The 18,645-nt window shown below is 52.4% G+C and carries 19 protein-coding genes; 15 read left to right on the top strand and 4 right to left on the bottom strand.

From position 1 onward, the window contains the following. The first annotated feature begins 4 nt into the window (after window positions 1-4). From NYR02_RS09445 to NYR02_RS09415, 8 genes are all read left to right on the top strand, one after another. Window positions 5-3,052: a transglutaminase domain-containing protein gene (locus tag NYR02_RS09445; RefSeq protein ID WP_260976114.1), complete on the top strand. Its 3,048-nt coding sequence runs from the start codon at window positions 5-7 to the stop codon at window positions 3,050-3,052. 251 nt (window positions 3,053-3,303) lie between these two features. Next, entirely contained in the window at window positions 3,304-3,432 is a 129-nt protein-coding gene (locus NYR02_RS19605; RefSeq protein ID WP_420864302.1) for a transglutaminase domain-containing protein, read from the top strand. Window positions 3,433-3,473: 41 nt separating this feature from the next. Further along, the gene (locus tag NYR02_RS09440; RefSeq protein WP_260976113.1) at window positions 3,474-3,956 is read left to right on the top strand and encodes a hypothetical protein; all 483 of its coding nucleotides are present in this window, start codon (window positions 3,474-3,476) and stop codon (window positions 3,954-3,956) included. Then, on the top strand, window positions 3,957-4,427 hold the full coding sequence (locus tag NYR02_RS09435) for a hypothetical protein (protein WP_260976112.1): 471 nt from the start codon (window positions 3,957-3,959) through the stop codon (window positions 4,425-4,427). It abuts the gene before it with no gap. 169 nt (window positions 4,428-4,596) lie between these two features. Beyond that, a complete protein-coding gene (locus NYR02_RS09430; RefSeq protein WP_260976111.1) occupies window positions 4,597-4,896 on the top strand; it encodes a hypothetical protein in 300 nt (99 codons plus the stop codon). Window positions 4,897-5,774: 878 nt separating this feature from the next. Next, on the top strand, window positions 5,775-6,032 hold the full coding sequence (locus tag NYR02_RS09425) for a hypothetical protein (RefSeq protein ID WP_260976110.1): 258 nt from the start codon (window positions 5,775-5,777) through the stop codon (window positions 6,030-6,032). A 707-nt stretch (window positions 6,033-6,739) separates the two neighbouring features. Beyond that, window positions 6,740-7,234, top strand: a complete 495-nt coding sequence (locus tag NYR02_RS09420; RefSeq protein WP_260976109.1) for a hypothetical protein — start codon at window positions 6,740-6,742, stop codon at window positions 7,232-7,234. Window positions 7,235-7,413: 179 nt separating this feature from the next. Continuing rightward, entirely contained in the window at window positions 7,414-7,632 is a 219-nt protein-coding gene (locus NYR02_RS09415; RefSeq protein ID WP_260976108.1) for a hypothetical protein, read from the top strand. A gap of 15 nt (window positions 7,633-7,647) precedes the next feature. On the opposite strand, the gene dprA is transcribed toward NYR02_RS09415, so the two are convergent. Both dprA and NYR02_RS09405 read right to left on the bottom strand, forming a co-directional pair. Continuing rightward, window positions 7,648-8,793 (bottom strand): DNA-processing protein DprA, encoded by a 1,146-nt coding sequence (dprA, locus tag NYR02_RS09410; protein WP_260976107.1) that lies wholly within the window; start codon window positions 8,791-8,793, stop codon window positions 7,648-7,650. A gap of 9 nt (window positions 8,794-8,802) precedes the next feature. Beyond that, window positions 8,803-9,864, bottom strand: a complete 1,062-nt coding sequence (locus NYR02_RS09405; RefSeq protein WP_260976106.1) for a LysM peptidoglycan-binding domain-containing protein — start codon at window positions 9,862-9,864, stop codon at window positions 8,803-8,805. 111 nt (window positions 9,865-9,975) lie between these two features. On the opposite strand from NYR02_RS09405, the gene def reads away from it, so the two are divergent. The 7 genes from def (at window position 9,976) to NYR02_RS09370 (ending at window position 16,511) form a co-directional block, all read left to right on the top strand. After that, the gene (def, locus tag NYR02_RS09400; protein WP_260976105.1) at window positions 9,976-10,497 is read left to right on the top strand and encodes a peptide deformylase; all 522 of its coding nucleotides are present in this window, start codon (window positions 9,976-9,978) and stop codon (window positions 10,495-10,497) included. After that, complete coding sequence (fmt, locus tag NYR02_RS09395) at window positions 10,497-11,447, top strand: methionyl-tRNA formyltransferase (RefSeq protein WP_260976104.1); 951 nt, start codon at window positions 10,497-10,499, stop codon at window positions 11,445-11,447. Before def ends, fmt begins: the two co-directional genes overlap by 1 nt. Next, window positions 11,444-12,790 carry a 16S rRNA (cytosine(967)-C(5))-methyltransferase RsmB gene (rsmB, locus tag NYR02_RS09390; RefSeq protein WP_260976103.1) on the top strand — a complete coding sequence of 449 codons (1,347 nt, stop codon included), beginning with the start codon at window positions 11,444-11,446 and terminating at the stop codon, window positions 12,788-12,790. Before fmt ends, rsmB begins: the two co-directional genes overlap by 4 nt. Window positions 12,791-12,892: 102 nt before the next feature. Next, on the top strand, window positions 12,893-14,266 hold the full coding sequence (gene trkA / locus NYR02_RS09385; protein WP_260976102.1) for a Trk system potassium transporter TrkA: 1,374 nt from the start codon (window positions 12,893-12,895) through the stop codon (window positions 14,264-14,266). A 12-nt stretch (window positions 14,267-14,278) separates the two neighbouring features. After that, window positions 14,279-15,727, top strand: coding sequence for a TrkH family potassium uptake protein (locus NYR02_RS09380; protein WP_260976101.1), 1,449 nt, complete (start codon window positions 14,279-14,281; stop codon window positions 15,725-15,727). Window positions 15,728-15,729: 2 nt separating this feature from the next. Then, window positions 15,730-16,320, top strand: coding sequence for a sigma-70 family RNA polymerase sigma factor (locus NYR02_RS09375; protein WP_260976100.1), 591 nt, complete (start codon window positions 15,730-15,732; stop codon window positions 16,318-16,320). After that, on the top strand, window positions 16,317-16,511 hold the full coding sequence (locus NYR02_RS09370; protein WP_225691293.1) for a zf-HC2 domain-containing protein: 195 nt from the start codon (window positions 16,317-16,319) through the stop codon (window positions 16,509-16,511). Before NYR02_RS09375 ends, NYR02_RS09370 begins: the two co-directional genes overlap by 4 nt. Before the next feature lie 45 nt (window positions 16,512-16,556). Here the strand turns inward: NYR02_RS09370 and NYR02_RS09365 are convergent, their stop codons facing one another. Together NYR02_RS09365 and NYR02_RS09360 are read right to left on the bottom strand one after the other, a co-directional pair. Continuing rightward, the gene (locus NYR02_RS09365) at window positions 16,557-17,462 is read right to left on the bottom strand and encodes a lysophospholipid acyltransferase family protein (RefSeq protein ID WP_260976099.1); all 906 of its coding nucleotides are present in this window, start codon (window positions 17,460-17,462) and stop codon (window positions 16,557-16,559) included. A 128-nt stretch (window positions 17,463-17,590) separates the two neighbouring features. Then, on the bottom strand, window positions 17,591-18,499 hold the full coding sequence (locus NYR02_RS09360) for a lysophospholipid acyltransferase family protein (RefSeq protein WP_260976098.1): 909 nt from the start codon (window positions 18,497-18,499) through the stop codon (window positions 17,591-17,593). Window positions 18,500-18,645 lie beyond the last annotated feature (146 nt).

Raw genomic sequence — 18,645 nt, 5'->3', positions numbered from 1 at the left:
AGTTATGACTTCAGGAACCCCTTCTATGCCTTTGCTGCAACAGGAGCTGCTGCTGGACAGCGCTCCACGCTCATCCCGCCCGCTGCGCCTTATTGCGCGCACGGTGCTGGTTGTTTTTCTGAATGCGGTGATCTGGCCGTCCTGGGCGGTTGCGGTGGAAATTGACCAGCAACAGCAGCTGGAAGAACAGCAACGCTGGCTGCAGGACAATCAGCAGCTTGATCAGGTGCTGGCCAATCTGCGCGATCATATAAGCCAGCAGCGGCAACAGGTGCTGGACAAACAGAATGCCGAGCAGGGTTTTGTCAGCCGTGCGCTGAGCTTTGTTGGCTTTGGTGAGGATGCCTTGCCGGATAATCCCAGCCAGCGGTTTCAGCAGCGTCTGAATGAGCTGCGCCAGGACACCGAAAATTCCCTCGCACAGGAAGCCGCCCGTCTGCAGGAGCATCGCCTGCCGGCCGTTGTGCTGGAGCGACAGCAGCAACTGCAGACGCAGATTCTGGCCCGCTACCAGCAACTGCAGGAACAACTGACGGCAGCCACACAAGAGCAATCGCTGGATGATCAGGAGCAACAGCTCAACGCCCTGAACGACCTGCTGAACAGTTTCAGTATCGGTAACCCGCGTGATCCGTTCGATCCGGAACAACTGCCGTGGGGCACACCAGATCCGAAACTGACCCCGGAACCGGCACAGGATGCCAAACTGCTGAGTCAGCGTTACGACCTGCCGTTATTTGAGCAGGGCGTACAACTGGCCAGTAACGTCATCACCCCAGACATGCTGGGCAATCCCGGCGGCCCGGTTCAGGCCGATCTGGATGCCACCCTCGACGCACCGCTCAGCCCGGCCATGATTGCCAAAGCCGGTGAGCTGAATAACGATCCGGTCGCGATCTATCAGTGGGTTCGTAATAACGTTGAATATATTCCCAGCTACGGTTCGGTGCAGGGCGCTGAATACACCCTGACTTATCAGAAAGGTAACGCCTTCGATACCGCCAGCCTGCTGGTTGCCCTGCTGCGTGCCGCCAATGTTCCGGCCCGTTACGCCTTTGGTACCGTGCGTATGCCCGCCGCCAGCGTGATGAACTGGGTTGGTAATGTGCAGGTACCGGAAGCCGCCGGCAATCTGCTCGGTCAGGGCGGCGTGCCCAGCAAGATGCTGGTCAGCGGTGGTCAGGTGACGCACTTCGAACTGGAGCATGTCTGGGTTGAAGCCTGGATCGATTATTTACCCAGCCGTGGGGCAAAGCACAGCGTCGGTGACAGCTGGATTCCGATGGATGCCAGCTACAAGCAATATGAATATCAGGACGGTATGGGCCTTGATCAGGCCGTACCTTTTGATGCCCAGGCGCTGGCCGACAGCCTTGAGCAAAGCAGTACCGTTAATGAAGACGAAGGCTGGGTACAGGGTATTCCACAACAGGATGTTGAACAGGCGCTGACTAACTATCAGGCTCAACTGGAAGACTACATCAGCAGCCAGGCTCCGGACGCCACCGTCGGCGATGTACTGGGTACGGCTGCCATCAAGACTGTTGTGCGTGAATCACTGGCGGCCTCGCTGCCGTACGAACTGCGTACCCGCAAACTGGTGGCTTCGGCCCTGACCGACAACCAGCGCTGGAAATTCAAATACACGCTGGGCAGCAGTCAGTACGGTCAGATGGGCAATATTCTGCTCAGCATTAATCAGCCAACCGCCTTGTTAGCCGGTAAAAAGCTGGCTCTGTCATTTGCCCCGGCTTCAGAAGCCGATGAGCAAACCCTCACCAGCTATCTGCCGGAGCCGGATGCCAATGGCGACATCGACCCGGCGGATATACCCGACACCCTGCCCGGTTACCTGATTCATCTGAACGGTGAGTTCACCATTGGCAGTGAGATTACTGCGGCGACAAGCAGCAGCGTGACCATGGGTACCGAGCTGTTATCGGAAATGGGTTACTGGCAACCCGGCCGTGGCTGGCGCACCTCGCAGAACAAACCCATTGCCGGTGAATACCGTGCACTGGCGCTCGACCTGCATGGCGTCAGCCCGGCACAGGCCGATGCACTGAAAAATGATCTGGAAAACACCCAACAAAAAATCACTGCCGAAGATTACACCGACCTTGGCAAACAACAGCTGGTTGGTGATTTACTCTACGCCACCATCCTCAGCTACTTTGCCCTGAATAATGTGCAGGATGATATTGCGGCAAGTCAGGCCAATATGGTGAGCTATAAAGCACCCAGCTACGGTTTATTCAAAACCAATGTGACCCCGCTGTACTGGTTTGGTATTCCGCGTAACGTGAAGATTAATGGTCTGGTAATGGACGTTGATCACATCACGCATCTGCTGGCGCATAAAAATAACGACACCCAGCAATGGATTAATTACAACCGCGTTTCTGGTGCACGCCTGAGTGCGATGGAACATCTCGTTCCCGAGCAGATGTTCAGCACTGAAGACAATCCGGCAAACGGTATCAGTGCAGTCAAAGCCCTACAGCTGGCAGCGGCCGAAGGCCAGAAAATCTGGACCATCACACAGGCAAACCTCGACGTCGCATTAAATGGTCTGCAGTTGCCGGCATCTGTTGAAACGGATATCCGTAATTCGGTATACGCTGGCAAAGAAGTTACCGCCCATGAAAAGCCAATCAGCTTCTTTGGCAGCAGTCAGGTTGGTTATATTGTGCTGGATCCGGAAACCGGGGCCGGTGCTTATCTGATTGGTGGCGGGGAGAATGGTGCTTTTGTTTTAATCCTTTCTGGGCTAGCGCTTACTTTCTTCGGAATAGGAATATTGAGCGCTGCTTTACTTGGCGGGCCTGTAGGTTTACTAATGTCTGGTATATTAATTTCTGCAGGTTCTTTACTTATCGCAGCTGGCTTCGCACTTATCAGTGGCAATAGCTGGGCATGTAGTAAAATGGTAGGAGCTGCGGTTGGTATGCTTACCTATGCATTAGGACTAATAAGTGTTGCTTTTGGTGGTTTGGCTGCGGCTGTCATATTTGGTGCGTTGTTATCTGATATAACGTCTATATGTGGATAGCTTAGATATGCCGAAAGAATATAGCGCTTTATTAACAGTAATGTCTGGAACACTTTTAGGCTATATGCTGCAGGACTATTCACAATGTACTAATGATTTAATGAGAGTCACAGATTTTTTGTCATCATCTGCACTATTTTGTTTGGTAGTATTTTTTATACTAGAGATAAGGAGATACTTCAAAAATAGAAATGTCGACTAATTTACTTCAGAGCTTTTACTGAAATACAGAGGGCGGATTACAAACTCGAATATCGCGCGGTAACGCCTTCGATACTGCCAGCCTGCTGGTTGTCCTGCTGCGTGCCGCCAATGTTCCGGCCCGTTACGCCTTTGGTACTGTGCGTATGCCCGTCGCCAGCGTGATGAAGAGTGCTTGATCCTCTACTGAATCGTTCGATTAAAAATGGGGGGATTACAGGTGTACGCCAGTAAAGAAGTGACTGCCCATGAAAAACCAGTCAGCTTCTTTGGTAAATCGTCCGTTGGTTACACCGTTCTGGATCCGGAGACAGGAGCCGGTGCTTATCTGATTGGTGGAGGGGAGAACGGGGGAAGACTACTCTCTGATCTTTCGGCAGGAATTGGACATTTAGCGATCCTTACATCTGTATCCTCTTTCTTCTGGCCTTTGATTGTAACTCCACCATTTGCATTAGCCATTGCAATTTTTTCTGGCATAATAGCGCTAGCCAGTCTAAGTGTTAATTGTTCGACGAATCCAAGAGCAATTGTTCCATCATTAGTCTTAATCGCAATGATCGGTGCTGCTATCGTGTTTGCATACTATGCAATAATATTTGCTACATTCGCCAGCTTGGCAGCCATGGTTTCAACTGCTGCGCTTGTTGCGTTTTCTCTTGATATTTTCGCTTATATTCTCTCCACATTTCTGGTTTGTTAAATGCTGTACTACTGGGTATTTCTTATTCTATTTATCGCTGTCTCTTCTGCTCTTCTTGCACTAAAGAAGAGCAGGAGTCTACTGTGGGAAGACTTAAATCAGACTGTACCAATCTGTAAATTTCCACAGATGGAATACTCTAGAATCAAATTCAGATATGACATAAAAGACATGGTCTTACAGAATGATGGCGTATATAAAATTGCAGCGGTAAAGATGTTTCGAGTTGGTCGATTGACACCTCGCAGAGTTGACCCTGCGATAATGTTTTTCTTGGATAAGAAAGAATTAAAAGCATCCGAAATCGACTCAATTACAAACAGAATAAAATCCTATACTAACTCCTTTTTTAATAGACTTTTTGGCATAGCTGAGTTTCATGAATACAGTGATGATGGCGGTGTGCTTTTGGTCATCATTGGTCTTATACCAAGAAAGAAGCATCTGCAAAAATTTGGCATTTGGAGGTAGTCATCACGCGACTCTATACTTTCCACAGAATTATTTTTCATAAGCATTTTAGGCGATACAAATCACAATAATGACAGGTTTAATATCAGCAGAATCACCAGTAACCCGGTCATATAGAAAACAGGGATGGTGCTATCTGGAAGAGCAAATCAATGGCTGAAAATGGCCATTGATTAATCATCTGCTGGCGCCTGTTGTTGCCATGATCACGCCGCTGATTTTTATCGGTGGCGCTGAATATATCCGTCCAGAGATTGTGCAGATGTCATTGGTAACAAGTGCTGTTTTTCTGCCATCCGGCCAGCTGCGCTGGTTCTGGCAGCAGCGCTTCAGGGATCTGAAAATTTTTCCGGATTCAGGCCAGGTAACGTATATTTTATCAGCAGTAGCCGATGGAATTCCAAATCGTATTGGAACAGCAGTAAGAGCGATATTGTTATATTTAATCTGTCTGTCAGGATTGCTATGAGAACAAAAATTATTATGACCATGTTTTTTTATGGTATTTTTTTGATAATGCTAGCGACACAAAATTGGATAATTCAAACTCTGGGCTGGAAGAGTTTTTTTATCTTACTGGTGCTATGGACCTCATCTTTAATATGGATACGAAGCAGTGGAAAAATATTCTAAACTCCCTTTGAATAATTGATCTGATTCTATAGCTTCTGGGGAAGCATCCGACATAGTAGGTGTAATTCCAACCTGACAATCACGTTCACTGTACACTCAAGTGGTATCTGTCTTGTCTGCAGAAACTCAAGCAGACAGAACATTAGCTGTGTGGATTTTTGTTTAAAATAGTGTTAATTTTTTGCAAGCTACTTTTATTGGAAGCTTGAATCTACTTGGATGACAATGGCATTGACTAAGAAACCTGAAGATCTTAATGATAGCTTTGGCATTTCTCTTGCTTCCATCGTACTGCTTGGTTATTTTTTTTACCAACTGTGCGAAGGTAAGATTTACACACATTCAGTTTCAGGATATGTAATTACATCAGAGAATGACACGTTCTTTTGGGTTTCTGCCAGCATACTCGTAATACTACTCAGCATTTTGATTTATATTTTCATTAAAAAGAAAATTTAAGGCACATCTGATTCTCATCACTTTAACCCAGACTTTATAAATCCTGAAAAATTACCGAATTATCCACGATAAACAAATTGGATTAACTCTTTTTATAGTAAACTGAATCCCCAGTTCACCATCGACTATGAGGTGCAGAATAAATCGATTAACGGCGAATAGCATGAGTGCTTAACCTGCTGGCGCGAGCCCTGAAAATTTAGAAAATACCCAGCAATGGCTTACAACTGTACTTCTTGTACAGGCATGAGTACGATGGTGCATCTTGTTTCTGAACACAAAACAGCAGGAGCAGCTTTGCACAGTAATGTCGCCCGAAGGGTGGTATATATGGATATATCGAATGAAATGTTAAGCACCAAAGGCAGTCTATCGAACGGCATCAATATAGTTAAAGATTTATTGCTTTCAGTTGCAGAAGGTCAGAAAACCTGGACTATTACACAGGTCAACCTGTATTTTTTATTAAGCAACCTGACACAGTCAGAACAGGATCATTGGATATGTGGCTAAGTTCATTGTGTCAGAGTCTTTCATTCGAAAATACATGGTCTTTGGCGGCCCTGGGTGTGCTGTTTATTCTTATATATTGGTGGTTCATTCAACGAAAGAAGAATCACCACTTGTTATGGTTTTATGGGTATGGGGTAGTTTTAAGCTTTTTTTACAAATTATTCGTATTTCCATATAAAACCCAGTATTGGCCAACGTTAACCTCGGAAGAGGTTATCTTAATGGCCATTGTCCCCGGGTTTATATACATAGCGCTCCTTTCATTTAAGCCTTCGAAGGGTGATATGGGGAGCGCTATATACAATCTAACCCAGGGAAGTATGGTGTTTGCCCTGATATTAGTGCTTGGCTGGCTGTTCAGTCCTTCGTGTTTTTCACACTGATGGAGTTGTGTAGCAGATGCCCCTGGCCAATAGATAATGTCAAAACCAACTGAGTAATCTGCTTTAATTGTGGCTGTCATCATGGAATTCTTTACAGATTCAGATTTTCTATGGACCTTGATTCGCAGAACAGGCTTCCATGTAAACTGTGCGGTTCAGACATGGTAGATAATGATAAATCTGGATGTTATTTTTTCCTCTGGATCGTTCTTGGTGTTTGCCTACCTATCATTTTTGATGACATCGCTTGTAGCATTTCACTTTCAGTACTCAGCATGGTTTTATTCACTTATTTGTTACTCTCTATAAAAAAGAAACGTCGTTTTGATCAGAATCAGATTTCTCCTCTGGCTTATACTGAGCGCTCTGATTTACTGGCTGAATATCAGCAGCATCACCAGTGATTCATTTGTGCAGAAAATGGGAATGGTGGCAGGCAGTACTCTGCTTGCTATTCTGCCGCTGATGTCGGTTAAGTGGTGGTGCTATCTGGAAGAGCAAACCAATGGCCGCCGGTGGCCATTGATTAATCATCTGCTGGCACCGGTTTTTGCCATTATCACGCCGCTGATTTTTATCGGTGGCGCTGAATATATCCGTACAGAGATTGTGCTGCTGTCATTGGCAACCGGCGCTGTTTTTCTGCCATCCGGCCAGCTGCGCTGGTTCTGGCAGCAGCGCTTCGGCGATCTGAAAAGCTTTCCGGATTCAGGCCAGGTAAGCCGGAGTCAGCTCAGCCGTATCCGCAACCTGGCACTGGGCTGGATATTTATGCCGTTACCTTTGTATTTTGTTGCTTCGTTGCTGTGGCAGCGCTGATCGTCACGCCATAAGCGAAATTCAGACCTCAGGGTTTTATGCGCAAAAAGAACATTCTGGTATTGGAAATCCTGCTCTGGCTGTTTATCGGTCTGTTGATTGTTATTGCCAGTCAAAATTCCTGACCATTGAACAGAGGCCAGTAACCAACAGCTTTATCTTTTATACCGGAGACAGCAATGCCAACATCTGCCGATACTGCATGGCTGCCTTATTTCATCAGCATCGCATTAGTTGCTGTGATCGGTGTACTGATCAGTGGCCTGAAGAATAAGCGTATTTTTGCTTTTGGCCGTTGGTATAAAGCCGGGGAAAACAAGTCGCAGTATGTACAGATCGTGATCGGCTATCTGCTACTGATTGCGCTGTTTATTTTTCTGCTGCTAAATAGTTTGTAGGGGCAATTGCGGCTGTTACTTCAGCCGCATATAACCACCTGGCACCTGTGCCAGCCAGCCCTGCAATTCGAGATCGAGGAGTTGCGGTAATAATTGCGAGATGGGTAAGGTACTGCGCAGGGCAATCACATCGGTGCTGGTCGCACTGTAATCCACCTGAGTAACCAGTTGTGGTACTTCAGTCCGCACTGCAGCCGTCGCTGTCGGTGGTAAGACAATCGGCACATCTGCCGATGCCGTCGGCTCGTCGAATTCCAGTTGTGTCTGTGCTTGCGCCTGTTCCGGCAACAGGTTCAGCTCCTGCAATACATCCTGTGCGTTTTGCACCAGACAGGCACCTTCGCGGATCAGCTGATGGCAACCATGGCTGAGCGGATTGGTCACCGCACCGGGTAAGGCAAAAACTTCGCGCCCCTGTTCTGCGGCCTGCCGCGCGGTAATCAGCGAGCCACTTTTAATCGCCGCTTCAACCACTACAGTGCCCAGACTCAGACCGCTGATAATGCGGTTACGGGAAGGAAAGTGTTTGGCCTGGGGCTCTGTTCCCGGGGCAAACTCCGACAACAACAGTCCTTTTTGCATCACCATCTGCGCCAGCCCAAGATGGCGCTGCGGATAAATCACATCCGGGCCACTGCCGAGTACCGCAATGGTGCGCCCACAACTAAGCGCTCCCTGATGCACTGCGCCATCAATACCAATCGCCATGCCACTGACGACCGTCAGACCAGCCGCCGCCAGCTGACTGGCTGTTTGTTGCGCCCATTCCGCGCCATAAGGGGTTGGGTTACGACTGCCGACCATGGCAATCATCGGCTGACTGAAACAGGCCAGATCGCCGTGATAATAAAGAAAGGTCGGCGCATCGCGCAGACTGGCAAGCGTTTCAGGATACGGAGCCACACCCGCCAGCAATACGCCACAACGGTTGTGGTTGCGCCAGCGTTGCAGCACATCAAAACCATCGCTCAGGGCAGGATCATCCAGCCAGCGCGCAGCAGCATCGGCCTTCAGGCCAAAAGATTGCAGCTGCGCAGCGGTGCAGGATAAAAGATCGTGCGGACGGGAAAGATTTTGGCGGATGTCGCCTAGTGTAACGCTGCCGACGCCCGGCAGTTTTGCCAGACGCCACCAGGCGAGTAACAGCTCGTCCCTGAGCATAAACAGTCCTTATTGGTTCGGGGATTCCACCTTGTCGCCGACACGCAGCGGCTGGGTGGCACGCATAATCAATGCGTAAGACAGTTTTTCGAAGGTGCGGAATACCATCAGGCTGCCGGCACGTTCTTCAGGCAGGCGAACCCGCTCGGCGGCCACGCGGTCATACACCACGGCACCGGCTTTTTTAATCAGCAGCACAGAACCTGGCTCCAGACCATCGCGCTCACCCCGGTTAAGCACCACCACGTCGTACTGGCCAACCTGCGTGACGCCACCGGATACCGCCAGAATCTGTCCCATTACGGCACGATCCGGAGATTTCGGATAGAAGTTGGCAATCAGATCGCGATCTTCGGTTGGCAACAGCAAGTCACCAACGGAAACCTGCTGGTTAGTGCGTTCCAGTTCCAGCGTGACAATATCATTGTCATGCGCCAATACGCGGCCCATACCGATATCCAGTGCTTCCAGTCCCAGCACTTCGCCGCTCTCCGGATCACGGTATACCTGACCTTTGCGGAACACGCCGTAAGCGCTGGAAACCTGCGGGCCAAAATCACCGCGCGCATACACTTTACCGCCAGCACCCATCAGGATGCGGGTATCGGTACCGGACAGAACACGCGGTGCTTTCTCCAGCACTTCCGGCGCAACGACGCGGTGCTCACGCAGAAAACCACGGATGGCGTCCTGAGGAATCGCAGGAATGGCTGATTCAATCGGCTCTACGCGTGCCGTTGGCTGCATTTTTACCGTACCCGGCGATAACTTCACCGTACGGCTGCCTTCGCCGCGTTTGGTCACGGTTACGCGGGTTTCACCATCAATGCTGACCAAACCAATTTCATCACCAGGGAAAATCAGGTGCGGATCTTTGATCTGACCGTTCTGATACCAGATTTCCGGCCACTGCCAGGGATCATTGGTAAAGCGTTCGGAGATATCCCAAAGGGTATCGCCCTTTTTAACCACATAGCGTTGTGGCGCATCCGATTTCAGATCCAGCGCCATGGCACCGGTTGAAAGACACATCAAACCAGCAACGAGAATGCGCTTGATGGTTTTGCTCATCCTGTATTCCCTTTATTATTAGCGGATCTGCGATCGCGCATTGAAAATCACTGTTCGGCAGCCATCTTAGCAAGTCACGACCACTTAGTTCTATAAAAGCACAGCAACTCTATGTCCATACTCGAAATTTTAGAATACCCGGATCCCCGTTTACGTACCAAAGCCGTGCCAGTGGCTGAGGTGGACGAGCGCGTGCGGGCCATCGTTGATGATATGTTCGAAACCATGTATCAGGCACCGGGCATTGGTCTGGCGGCCACGCAGGTCAATGTGCATGAGCGCATCGTGACCATCGACGTGTCGGAAGACAAGAACGAACCGCTGGTGTTTATCAACCCGGAAATCACCGTGCTCGACGGCGAAATGGAATCCATGCAGGAAGGCTGCTTATCGGTACCGGGCTTCTACGAAGAGGTTACCCGTATTGAGCACTGCCTGGTCAAAGCCCTCGACCGTGATGGCAAACCCTTTGAAATGGAATGCCGTGGTCTGCTGGCAGTCTGTATTCAGCACGAAACCGACCACCTCGAAGGTAAACTGATGGTCGATTATATTTCGCCGCTGAAGCGTAACCGCATCAAAGACAAACTCGAGAAGAAGCACAAACTCGAAGCCCGCTCAGGGAAACAGTAATGTCATTACGTATCGTTTTTGCCGGTACGCCGGAGTTTGCTGCCATCCATCTGCAGGCGCTGATCAACAGCGAGCATGAAGTGATCGGCGTTTATACCCAACCCGACCGCCCGGCCGGACGCGGTAAGAAGCTGCAGCCGAGCCCCGTTAAACAGGTTGCACTGGATAACGGCCTGCCGGTTTACCAGCCGCTGAATTTCAAAGACCCGGCTGATGTTGAACAGCTGAAAAGCCTGAATGCCGACGTCATGATCGTGGTCGCCTACGGCCTGATTCTTCCGCAAAGCGTACTCGACGCACCAAAACACGGCTGCCTGAACGTCCACGCCTCACTGCTGCCACGCTGGCGCGGTGCAGCGCCGATTCAGCGCTGCATTGAAGCTGGTGACAAAATGACCGGCATCACCATCATGCAGATGGATAAGGGTCTGGATACCGGCGACATGCTGAGCAAAGTCACCACCGGTATTCTGGCTGACGATACCGGCGGCACCCTGCATGATCGTCTGGCAGAGATGGGGCCGGGCGCTCTGCTGAATACCCTGGCACAGCTTGAAGCCGGAACCCTGCAGCCGGAAAAGCAAAACGATGCACTGGCCAACTACGCCCATAAACTGCTGAAAGAAGAAGCGTTAATCGACTGGCAACAACCGGCTGAAGAAATTGCGCTGCGCGTGCGCGCCTTTAACCCGTTCCCGATGGCTTACACCCTGCTTGGCGATGAGCGCATCCGCGTGCTGATGGCCGAAGCTCTTGAACAATCAAGTCAGCTGCTGCCAGGCACTATCGCCAACGTCAGCGCCGATGGTCTGGAAATCGCCTGTGGCGAAGGAGTATTACGTATCACTCAGGTACAGTTAGCCGGCAAAAAAGCCATGAACGTGGCCGATGTGATTAACGGTCAGCCGCAGTTGTTTCAGCCGCACCACATGCTGGCGTCACAACTTTGACCGCCGTAACCTCGCCCTGGGGTAAAGCCAAAGACACCACCCTGAGTGCCCGCCGTGCGGCGGCCATGGCACTCAGCGCCGTCCTCGCCGGACAATCCCTTAACCAATGCCTGCCACCGCTGGAACTGCGTGTTGAACTCGCCGACCGTGGCTTTCTGCGCGATCTGGCACTGGGCAGCTGCCGTCATTTTCAGCGCCTGAACGCACTGGCCAAAATGCTGCTCAGCCGGCCTTTTGGCGAAGAAGATCAGGACTTATTTGCCCTGCTGATCATCGGTCTGTACCAGCTGGAAATTCAGAAGAAGGCACCGCACGCCGCCGTGCACGCCACCGTCGAAGTCTGCGAAGAGCTGGGCAAGGGTTACGCCAAATCCGTTATTAATGCCTGCCTGCGCCGTTACGCGCGCGAATACGAAAGCCTGACCCCACCACTGGACGAAAACCCGGTCACCGCCAGCAGCCACCCGAAATGGCTGGTGAAAATGCTGAGCAAAGCCTGGCCGGAACAGTTTCAGGACATTCTCGACGAAAATAACCAGCGCCCACCGCTGTGCCTGCGCGTAAATCAGCGCCACGGCAGCCGTGAGCAATACCTTGAGCGCCTGCAGCAAGCCGGTATCGAAGCCCATGCCGCCGAACACAGCGCCGTTGGTATTTATCTGCTGGAATCCTGCGATATCACCGCCCTGCCCGGTTTTGCCGATGGTGATTTCAGCGTGCAGGACGAAGCCGCACAGCTGGCCGCCATGCTGCTGGCACCGCAGGACGGCGAACGCATTCTCGATGCCTGCGCCGCTCCCGGTGGTAAAACCTGCCATCTGCTAGAAAGCGCAGACGCCCGTGTCGTAGCGCTGGATATTGAACAAAACCGCCTGCCACGGGTGCATGAAAACCTCGCCCGCCTGCAACTCAGCGCCGAGGTTGTGTGTGCCGATATGGCCACGCCCGACGTCTGGTGGGATGGTGAACTGTTCGACGCCATTCTGCTCGACGCGCCCTGCTCGGCCACTGGTGTGATCCGTCGTCATCCGGATATCAAGCTGCTGCGTCGTCGTGAAGACATCGCCCAACTGGCGCAGGTTCAGGCGCAATTGCTGGATACCACCTGGTCATTACTGAAGCCTGGCGGGCGGCTGTTGTATGCCACCTGCTCGGTGCTGCCGGAAGAAAACAGCGCGCAAATGCAACGCTTTGCCGATGCCAATGCCGACGCACAACTGCAGACGCTGGACTTTTGCTGGGGAAGCGCCTGTAATGCCGGGCGTCAGCTGCTGCCACAACGCAACGGCCACGACGGTTTTTACTACGCCCTGCTTGTCAAAGGAGCCGGAACACATGCGTAACAGAATGCCCTGGAAACTGAGCGAATTTATGACAAAAAGGCAGGAACGCCTTTTTGCACAGCCGCAGGCTGCCCGTCAGGGTGCTGCACAAGGATGTGCAGCATGAAGATTATTATCCTGGGAGCCGGTCAGGTCGGCGGCACACTGGCTGAAAACCTGGCCAACGAGCAGAATGACATCACCGTGGTCGATACCGATGCCGACCGCCTGCGCGAGCTGCAGGACCGCATCGACATTAAAACCGTACTTGGTCGTGGCTCGTATCCCAGTATTCTGCGTGATGCCGGGGCCGATGATGCCGACATGCTGGTTGCCGTCACCAACTCTGACGAAACCAATATGGTCGCCTGTCAGGTCGCTTATACCCTGTTCCGCACCCCGACCAAGATCAGCCGCATCCGCTCCGGCCAGTATCTGAAGCAGGCCGAGCTGTTCCGCAATGATGCCTTCCCGATCGACGTTCTGATTTCCCCCGAGCAGGTAGTGACCAACTACATCAGCCGCCTGCTGCAGTATCCCGGCGCATTACAGGTGCTGGATTTTGCCGATCAGCGCGTGCAGCTGGTTGCTGTCCGCGCATACTACGGCGGCCCGCTGGTCGGTCAGGCGATTCATCACCTGAAAGATCACCTGCCCAACATTGATGCCCGCGTGGCGGCCGTTTTCCGCCGCAACAAAGCCATTGAGCCAACCGGTGACACCATCATTGAAGCCGACGACGAAGTCTTCTTCGTTGCCGCCAAAGAGCATATCCGTAAGGTAATGAGTGAACTGCGCCGCGAAGAAGACTCTTACAAGCGGGTGATGATCGTCGGCGGCGGTAATATCGGTTACCGCCTAGCGAAAGCGCTGGAGCGTGATTACCGCATCAAACTGATTGAACACGGCGAACAACGCGCTCAGTTCCTCAGTGAAAATCTGAGCAAAACCGTGGTGCTGCTGGGCAGCGCCACCGACAAAGCGCTGCTGGAAGAAGAAAACATCGAAAACACCGATGTATTCTGTGCGCTGACTAACGATGACGAGGTGAACATCATGTCGTCGCTGCTGGCCAAGCGTCTTGGTGCACGCAAGGTGATGACCCTGATTAATAAAGCGGCCTATGTCGATCTGGTCCAAGGCGGCATGATCGACGTGGCGCTGTCTCCGCAACAGGCCACCATCGGCAGCCTGCTGACCCACGTACGCCGTGGCGACGTAGTGAATGTTCACTCACTGCGCCGCGGTGCTGCCGAAGCGATTGAAGCCATTGCCCACGGCGACAGCAGCTCGTCCAAAGTGGTGGGGCGAAAAATCCGCGAAATCAAACTGCCACCGGGTACCACCATTGGTGCCATTGTGCGCGGTGAAGAAGTGATTATGGCGAGCTCTGATGTGGTGGTGGAATCCAATGACCACGTCATCCTGTTCGTGATGAAAAAACGCCATATTCCGGATGTCGAGCGCCTGTTCCAGGTCGGCCTCGGTTTCTTCTGAGCGGAGCAGTCCATGCACTTTGCGGTTATTGCACGCATTCTTGGTATTTTTCTCATGCTGTTCAGCATGACCATGCTGCCACCGATTCTGGTGTCGATGTGGTTCAACGACGGTGCCACCGAAGCCTTCGTCATCGCCCTGGTGCTGACCTTTGGCCTGGGTTTTGTGTCCTGGTTACCGGTTAAAAATGCCAATAACGACCTGCGCACCCGCGACGGCTTCCTGATTGCCGCATTGTTCTGGCTGACGTTAGGGCTGGCCGGTACGCTGCCGTTTATGATTGCCGAACAGCCGGGCCTGAGTTTTGCCGACGCGTTCTTTGAATCGTTGTCCGGCTGGACCACCACTGGTGCAACAGTGATGACCGGCCTCGAATACCTGCCAAAATCCATTCTCTGGTATCGCCAGCAGCTGCAATGGCTGGGCGGCATGGGGATTATCGTACTGGCGGTCGCCATTCTGCCGATGCTGGGGATTGGTGGCATGCAGCTCTACCGCGCGGAAATGCCCGGCCCGCTGAAAGACTCCAAACTGACCCCGCGCATTGCCGAAACCGCCAAAGCCCTGTGGTACGTGTACGCCTTCTTAACCATCAGCTGCGCGCTGGCTTACTGGTTTGCCGGCATGAGTGGCTTTGATGCCATTACCCACAGTTTTGCCACCGTAGGCATTGGTGGTTTCTCAACCTATGACGCCTCCATCGGCCATTTCGACAGCGCTCTGATTGAAGGCATCTGCGTGTTTTTTATGCTGACTGCGGCCATCAATTACTCTCTGCATTTTTTCGCCTGGCGCAACCGTACACTCAGCCATTACTGGCAGGACTCGGAAGTACGCTTCTTCCTGCTGGTAATGACTGGCGGTGCCCTGCTGACCATTTCGGCGCTGTGGCTGACCAACACCTACGCACTGCCGGAAGCCATCCGTTTCGGTGTCTTTGAACTGGTGTCCATCGCCACCACCGCAGGCTTCGGCACCGCCGACTTTGCCGGCTGGCCAGTCTTTCTGCCGGTATTGCTGTTTATGATGGCCTTTATCGGTGGCTGCACCGGTTCGACCGGCGGCGGTATGAAAGTCATCCGCGTGCTGCTGATCTACAAACAGGGCGTGCGCGAAATCCGCCGTTTGATTCATCCCAATGCCATGATGCCCATTAAGCTCGGCCGCCGTGCCGTACCCGACCGGATTCTGGATGCTGTATGGGGATTTTTCGCCGTCTATATCGTCACTTTTATGGTGATGATGCTTGCGCTGATGGCCACCGGCCTTGATCAGGTAACCGCCTTCTCTGCAGTGGGTTCCTGCCTCAATAACCTCGGCCCTGGTCTCGGCGATGTCGCCGCCCATTACGGCAATATTTCCGACACCGCGAAATGGCTGCTGGCACTGACCATGCTGCTTGGCCGTCTGGAAATTTTCACCTTACTGGTACTGCTCAGCCCGACGTTCTGGCGCAGCTGAGCATGAATAATCCCCGGCCTTTTGCTGATAACGAAGAGCTGACCGAACTGCGCCAGCAGATGCTCAGCTTCGCCCGCCTGCAACTCAGCGACGAACAACAGGCCGAAGATGTGGTGCAGGAAGCACTGGCCGGCGCACTGAAAAATGCCGCCGCCTTCAACCGCTCCGCCAGTCTTAAAACCTGGGTGTTTGCCATTTTGAAAAACAAAATTGCAGACGCCCTGCGAGGCCGTTACCGCCAACCACAAATGACCGATATCGACGACTGTAAGGATTGCAGCCTGGCCGACGACCAACTGTTTGATGAGCGCGGACACTGGCATAAAAATGAGCGTCCGCAGCGCTGGGATGCACCAGAGCAACTGGTGCACGATGAACACTTCTGGCGCGTCTTCGACCGCTGTCTTGATGCGGTCCCGGCAGAACAGGCACGGGTATTTATGATGCGGGAATTTATCGAACTGGACAGCCAGGAAATCTGTGCGGCACTGGAACTGACAACAAGCAACCTGCATGTGCTGCTGTACCGCGCGCGGCTGCGGCTGCGCGAATGTCTGGAAGATCACTGGTTTGGTGCAGGGGAAAACGCATGATGAATTGTCAGCAGGCCACACGCCTGATGTCTGAAGCCCAGGAGCGCCCGCTCAGCCTTAAAGAGCAGGCCGAGCTGAAAGTTCACACCCTTATCTGCTCTGGCTGCCGCCGTTTTGGTGAACAGATGCATCTGCTGCGACGATTCACCAAAGCATCCCATCCGCAGGATAAAGACGACAGCAATCAATAGCGCCTGTACGCTTCAGACCAGAGCCCGCTACATAATTCAGACACCTTATGGGATATTCGCAATCCGGTAGCGCGTCGGCCCGCCTTCAGGGAAGCGGTTAAAACGCTTATAGGTCCACTGGTATTGCGCCGGACAGAGCGAAACACACTCTTCAATGCTGCGGTTCATTGACGTAGCCGACACACGTACATCGTCAGCGTACAGATCGTCATCTGCACGGATGAAATAAATATCAAAACCTTCGGCATTGGGCAGGCGCTTGGCAAAACCGTAAATGGCTATGGCACCGGTTTTTTTCAGCATGTCATGCGGTAATTTCGGCGTCAGGGTTTCTATGCCCATAAAAGGCGCGAACACGCCGCTTTTCTTTTGCGGCTCCTGATCCGGCAGAAAGCCGATCATTCCACCGTCATTGAGCACATCAAATAACCCTTTTACACCGGCCCGGGTGGTCGGCACCAGCTTACAACCCACCGCTTCACGGCGGGCAACCATCCAGTTATTGAATACCGGTATTTTGGCCGGACGATACATGATGGTGATCGGACATTTAGTGGAGATGTAGTTGTTGATGATTTCCCAGTTGCCCAGATGCGGCGCCAGCAGAATCAGGCCACGGGGATCAGCGATCGCTTCATCAAGCACATCTTCGCCAATAACATTGCGGATCAGGCCTGCTGCCCGCTCGGGCGCGTAGCCCCACATCGGCCCCATTTCGGCGAGAATCTTGCCGTTTTCTGCCAGCGTTTCAGCCAGCAGATCTTCGCGTTCTGCTTCGCTCAGCTGTGGATAACAGAGGGACAGATTGAGACGGGCCACTTCACGGGCGCGGGTACGGCGTTTCAATAACAGCCAGCCCAGACCACGGCCAACTTTTTGTGCCAGAGAGAGAGAAGTAAGGGACAGCAGCTTGATCAGCCCTATCGCCAGATAACCAATAATCGATTTCACAATACGACTCCTGTGCGGGAGTCGCAGTGTACCGGTTACCACATTTCATGCAACAGACCGGCACAGGATCAGAACTGTTCTTAAAGATTAATAATATGGCCAGGCAAAGCCCGGCTAGCGCTGCGGAATCAGGGAACCCCGGCTTTGGCGTAAGGGTTCAGCGCATGCTCGGGACGATGCTTAAAGCGCTTGTATTCCCACTGATACTGCTCAGGGCACAGCGCGATACAGCGCTCAATTGCCAGGTTCATGGCCGTTGCCGACACTTCGGGATCGTCCGCGTAAATATCTGAAGGGGGCTCAGAAATATGGATATCAAAGCCTTGCGACTCAGGCAGCCGGACAACGCACAGCATCAGGGCAATCGCGCCGGTTTTTCTCAGCAGCTCACCGGGCAATTTGGGCGTCAGTGCCGGCACTGACATAAAAGGCACAAACACGCCGCTGCGGCGCTTGGGTTCCTGATCGGGTAAAAAGCCCACGACCCCACCAGACTGCAATACGTCAAAAAGCGTTTTTACTCCGGCCCCGGTAGTCGGAACCAGATTGCAGCCCAGCATCTCCCGCCGCTTCACCATCCAGTCATTAAATACCTGATTCTTCAGCGGCCGGTACATAAAGGTTACCGGGGTCTGGCCCGAGATGAAGTTGTTCGTCAGCTCCCAATTTCCCTGGTGCGGAATCAGCAGCAACACACCCTGTTCATCCGCAAGCGCCCTGTCCAGCAGCTCACCACCGTGAACCTTGTTCAGCAGTTTCAGGCCTTCCTGCTGACTGTAACCCCAGAAAGGCCCCATCTCTGCCGCTGTCATACCGCTGTGCAGCAAAGCATCACGCGCCAGCTGATCACACTGCTCAGGTGCCATGTCCGGATAACAGAGCCTGAGGTTTACCCGCGTCACCTCTCGGGCACGACTGCGGAAAAACCAGAGCAGCCAGCCGATACCCCGCCCCAGCTTTTGCGCCGTCTTTAACGGTGTCAGTCCTACTAACTTAATCAGTCCGATCAGTATGTAGCCTAAAAGAGATTTCAACATGCAACTCCTCTGCAGAGCCTGAAGTGTACCTGCAGCCTGTCTCATGCAACAGGCACAACTGAGACGACGCAGAGACAACAAACATAGGCCCGGCAACAGCATCCATCGGTTGCTCTGCTAGACTCAGAACATCACGTAAATGACCG

Origin of the sequence: Thalassolituus pacificus, from assembly GCF_025318105.1 — a bacterium.
Classification (GTDB): domain Bacteria; phylum Pseudomonadota; class Gammaproteobacteria; order Pseudomonadales; family Oceanobacteraceae; genus Venatoribacter; species Venatoribacter pacificus.
The sequence above is the reverse complement of the archived record's forward strand: the minus strand, read 5'-3'. Positions and strand labels throughout refer to the sequence as shown.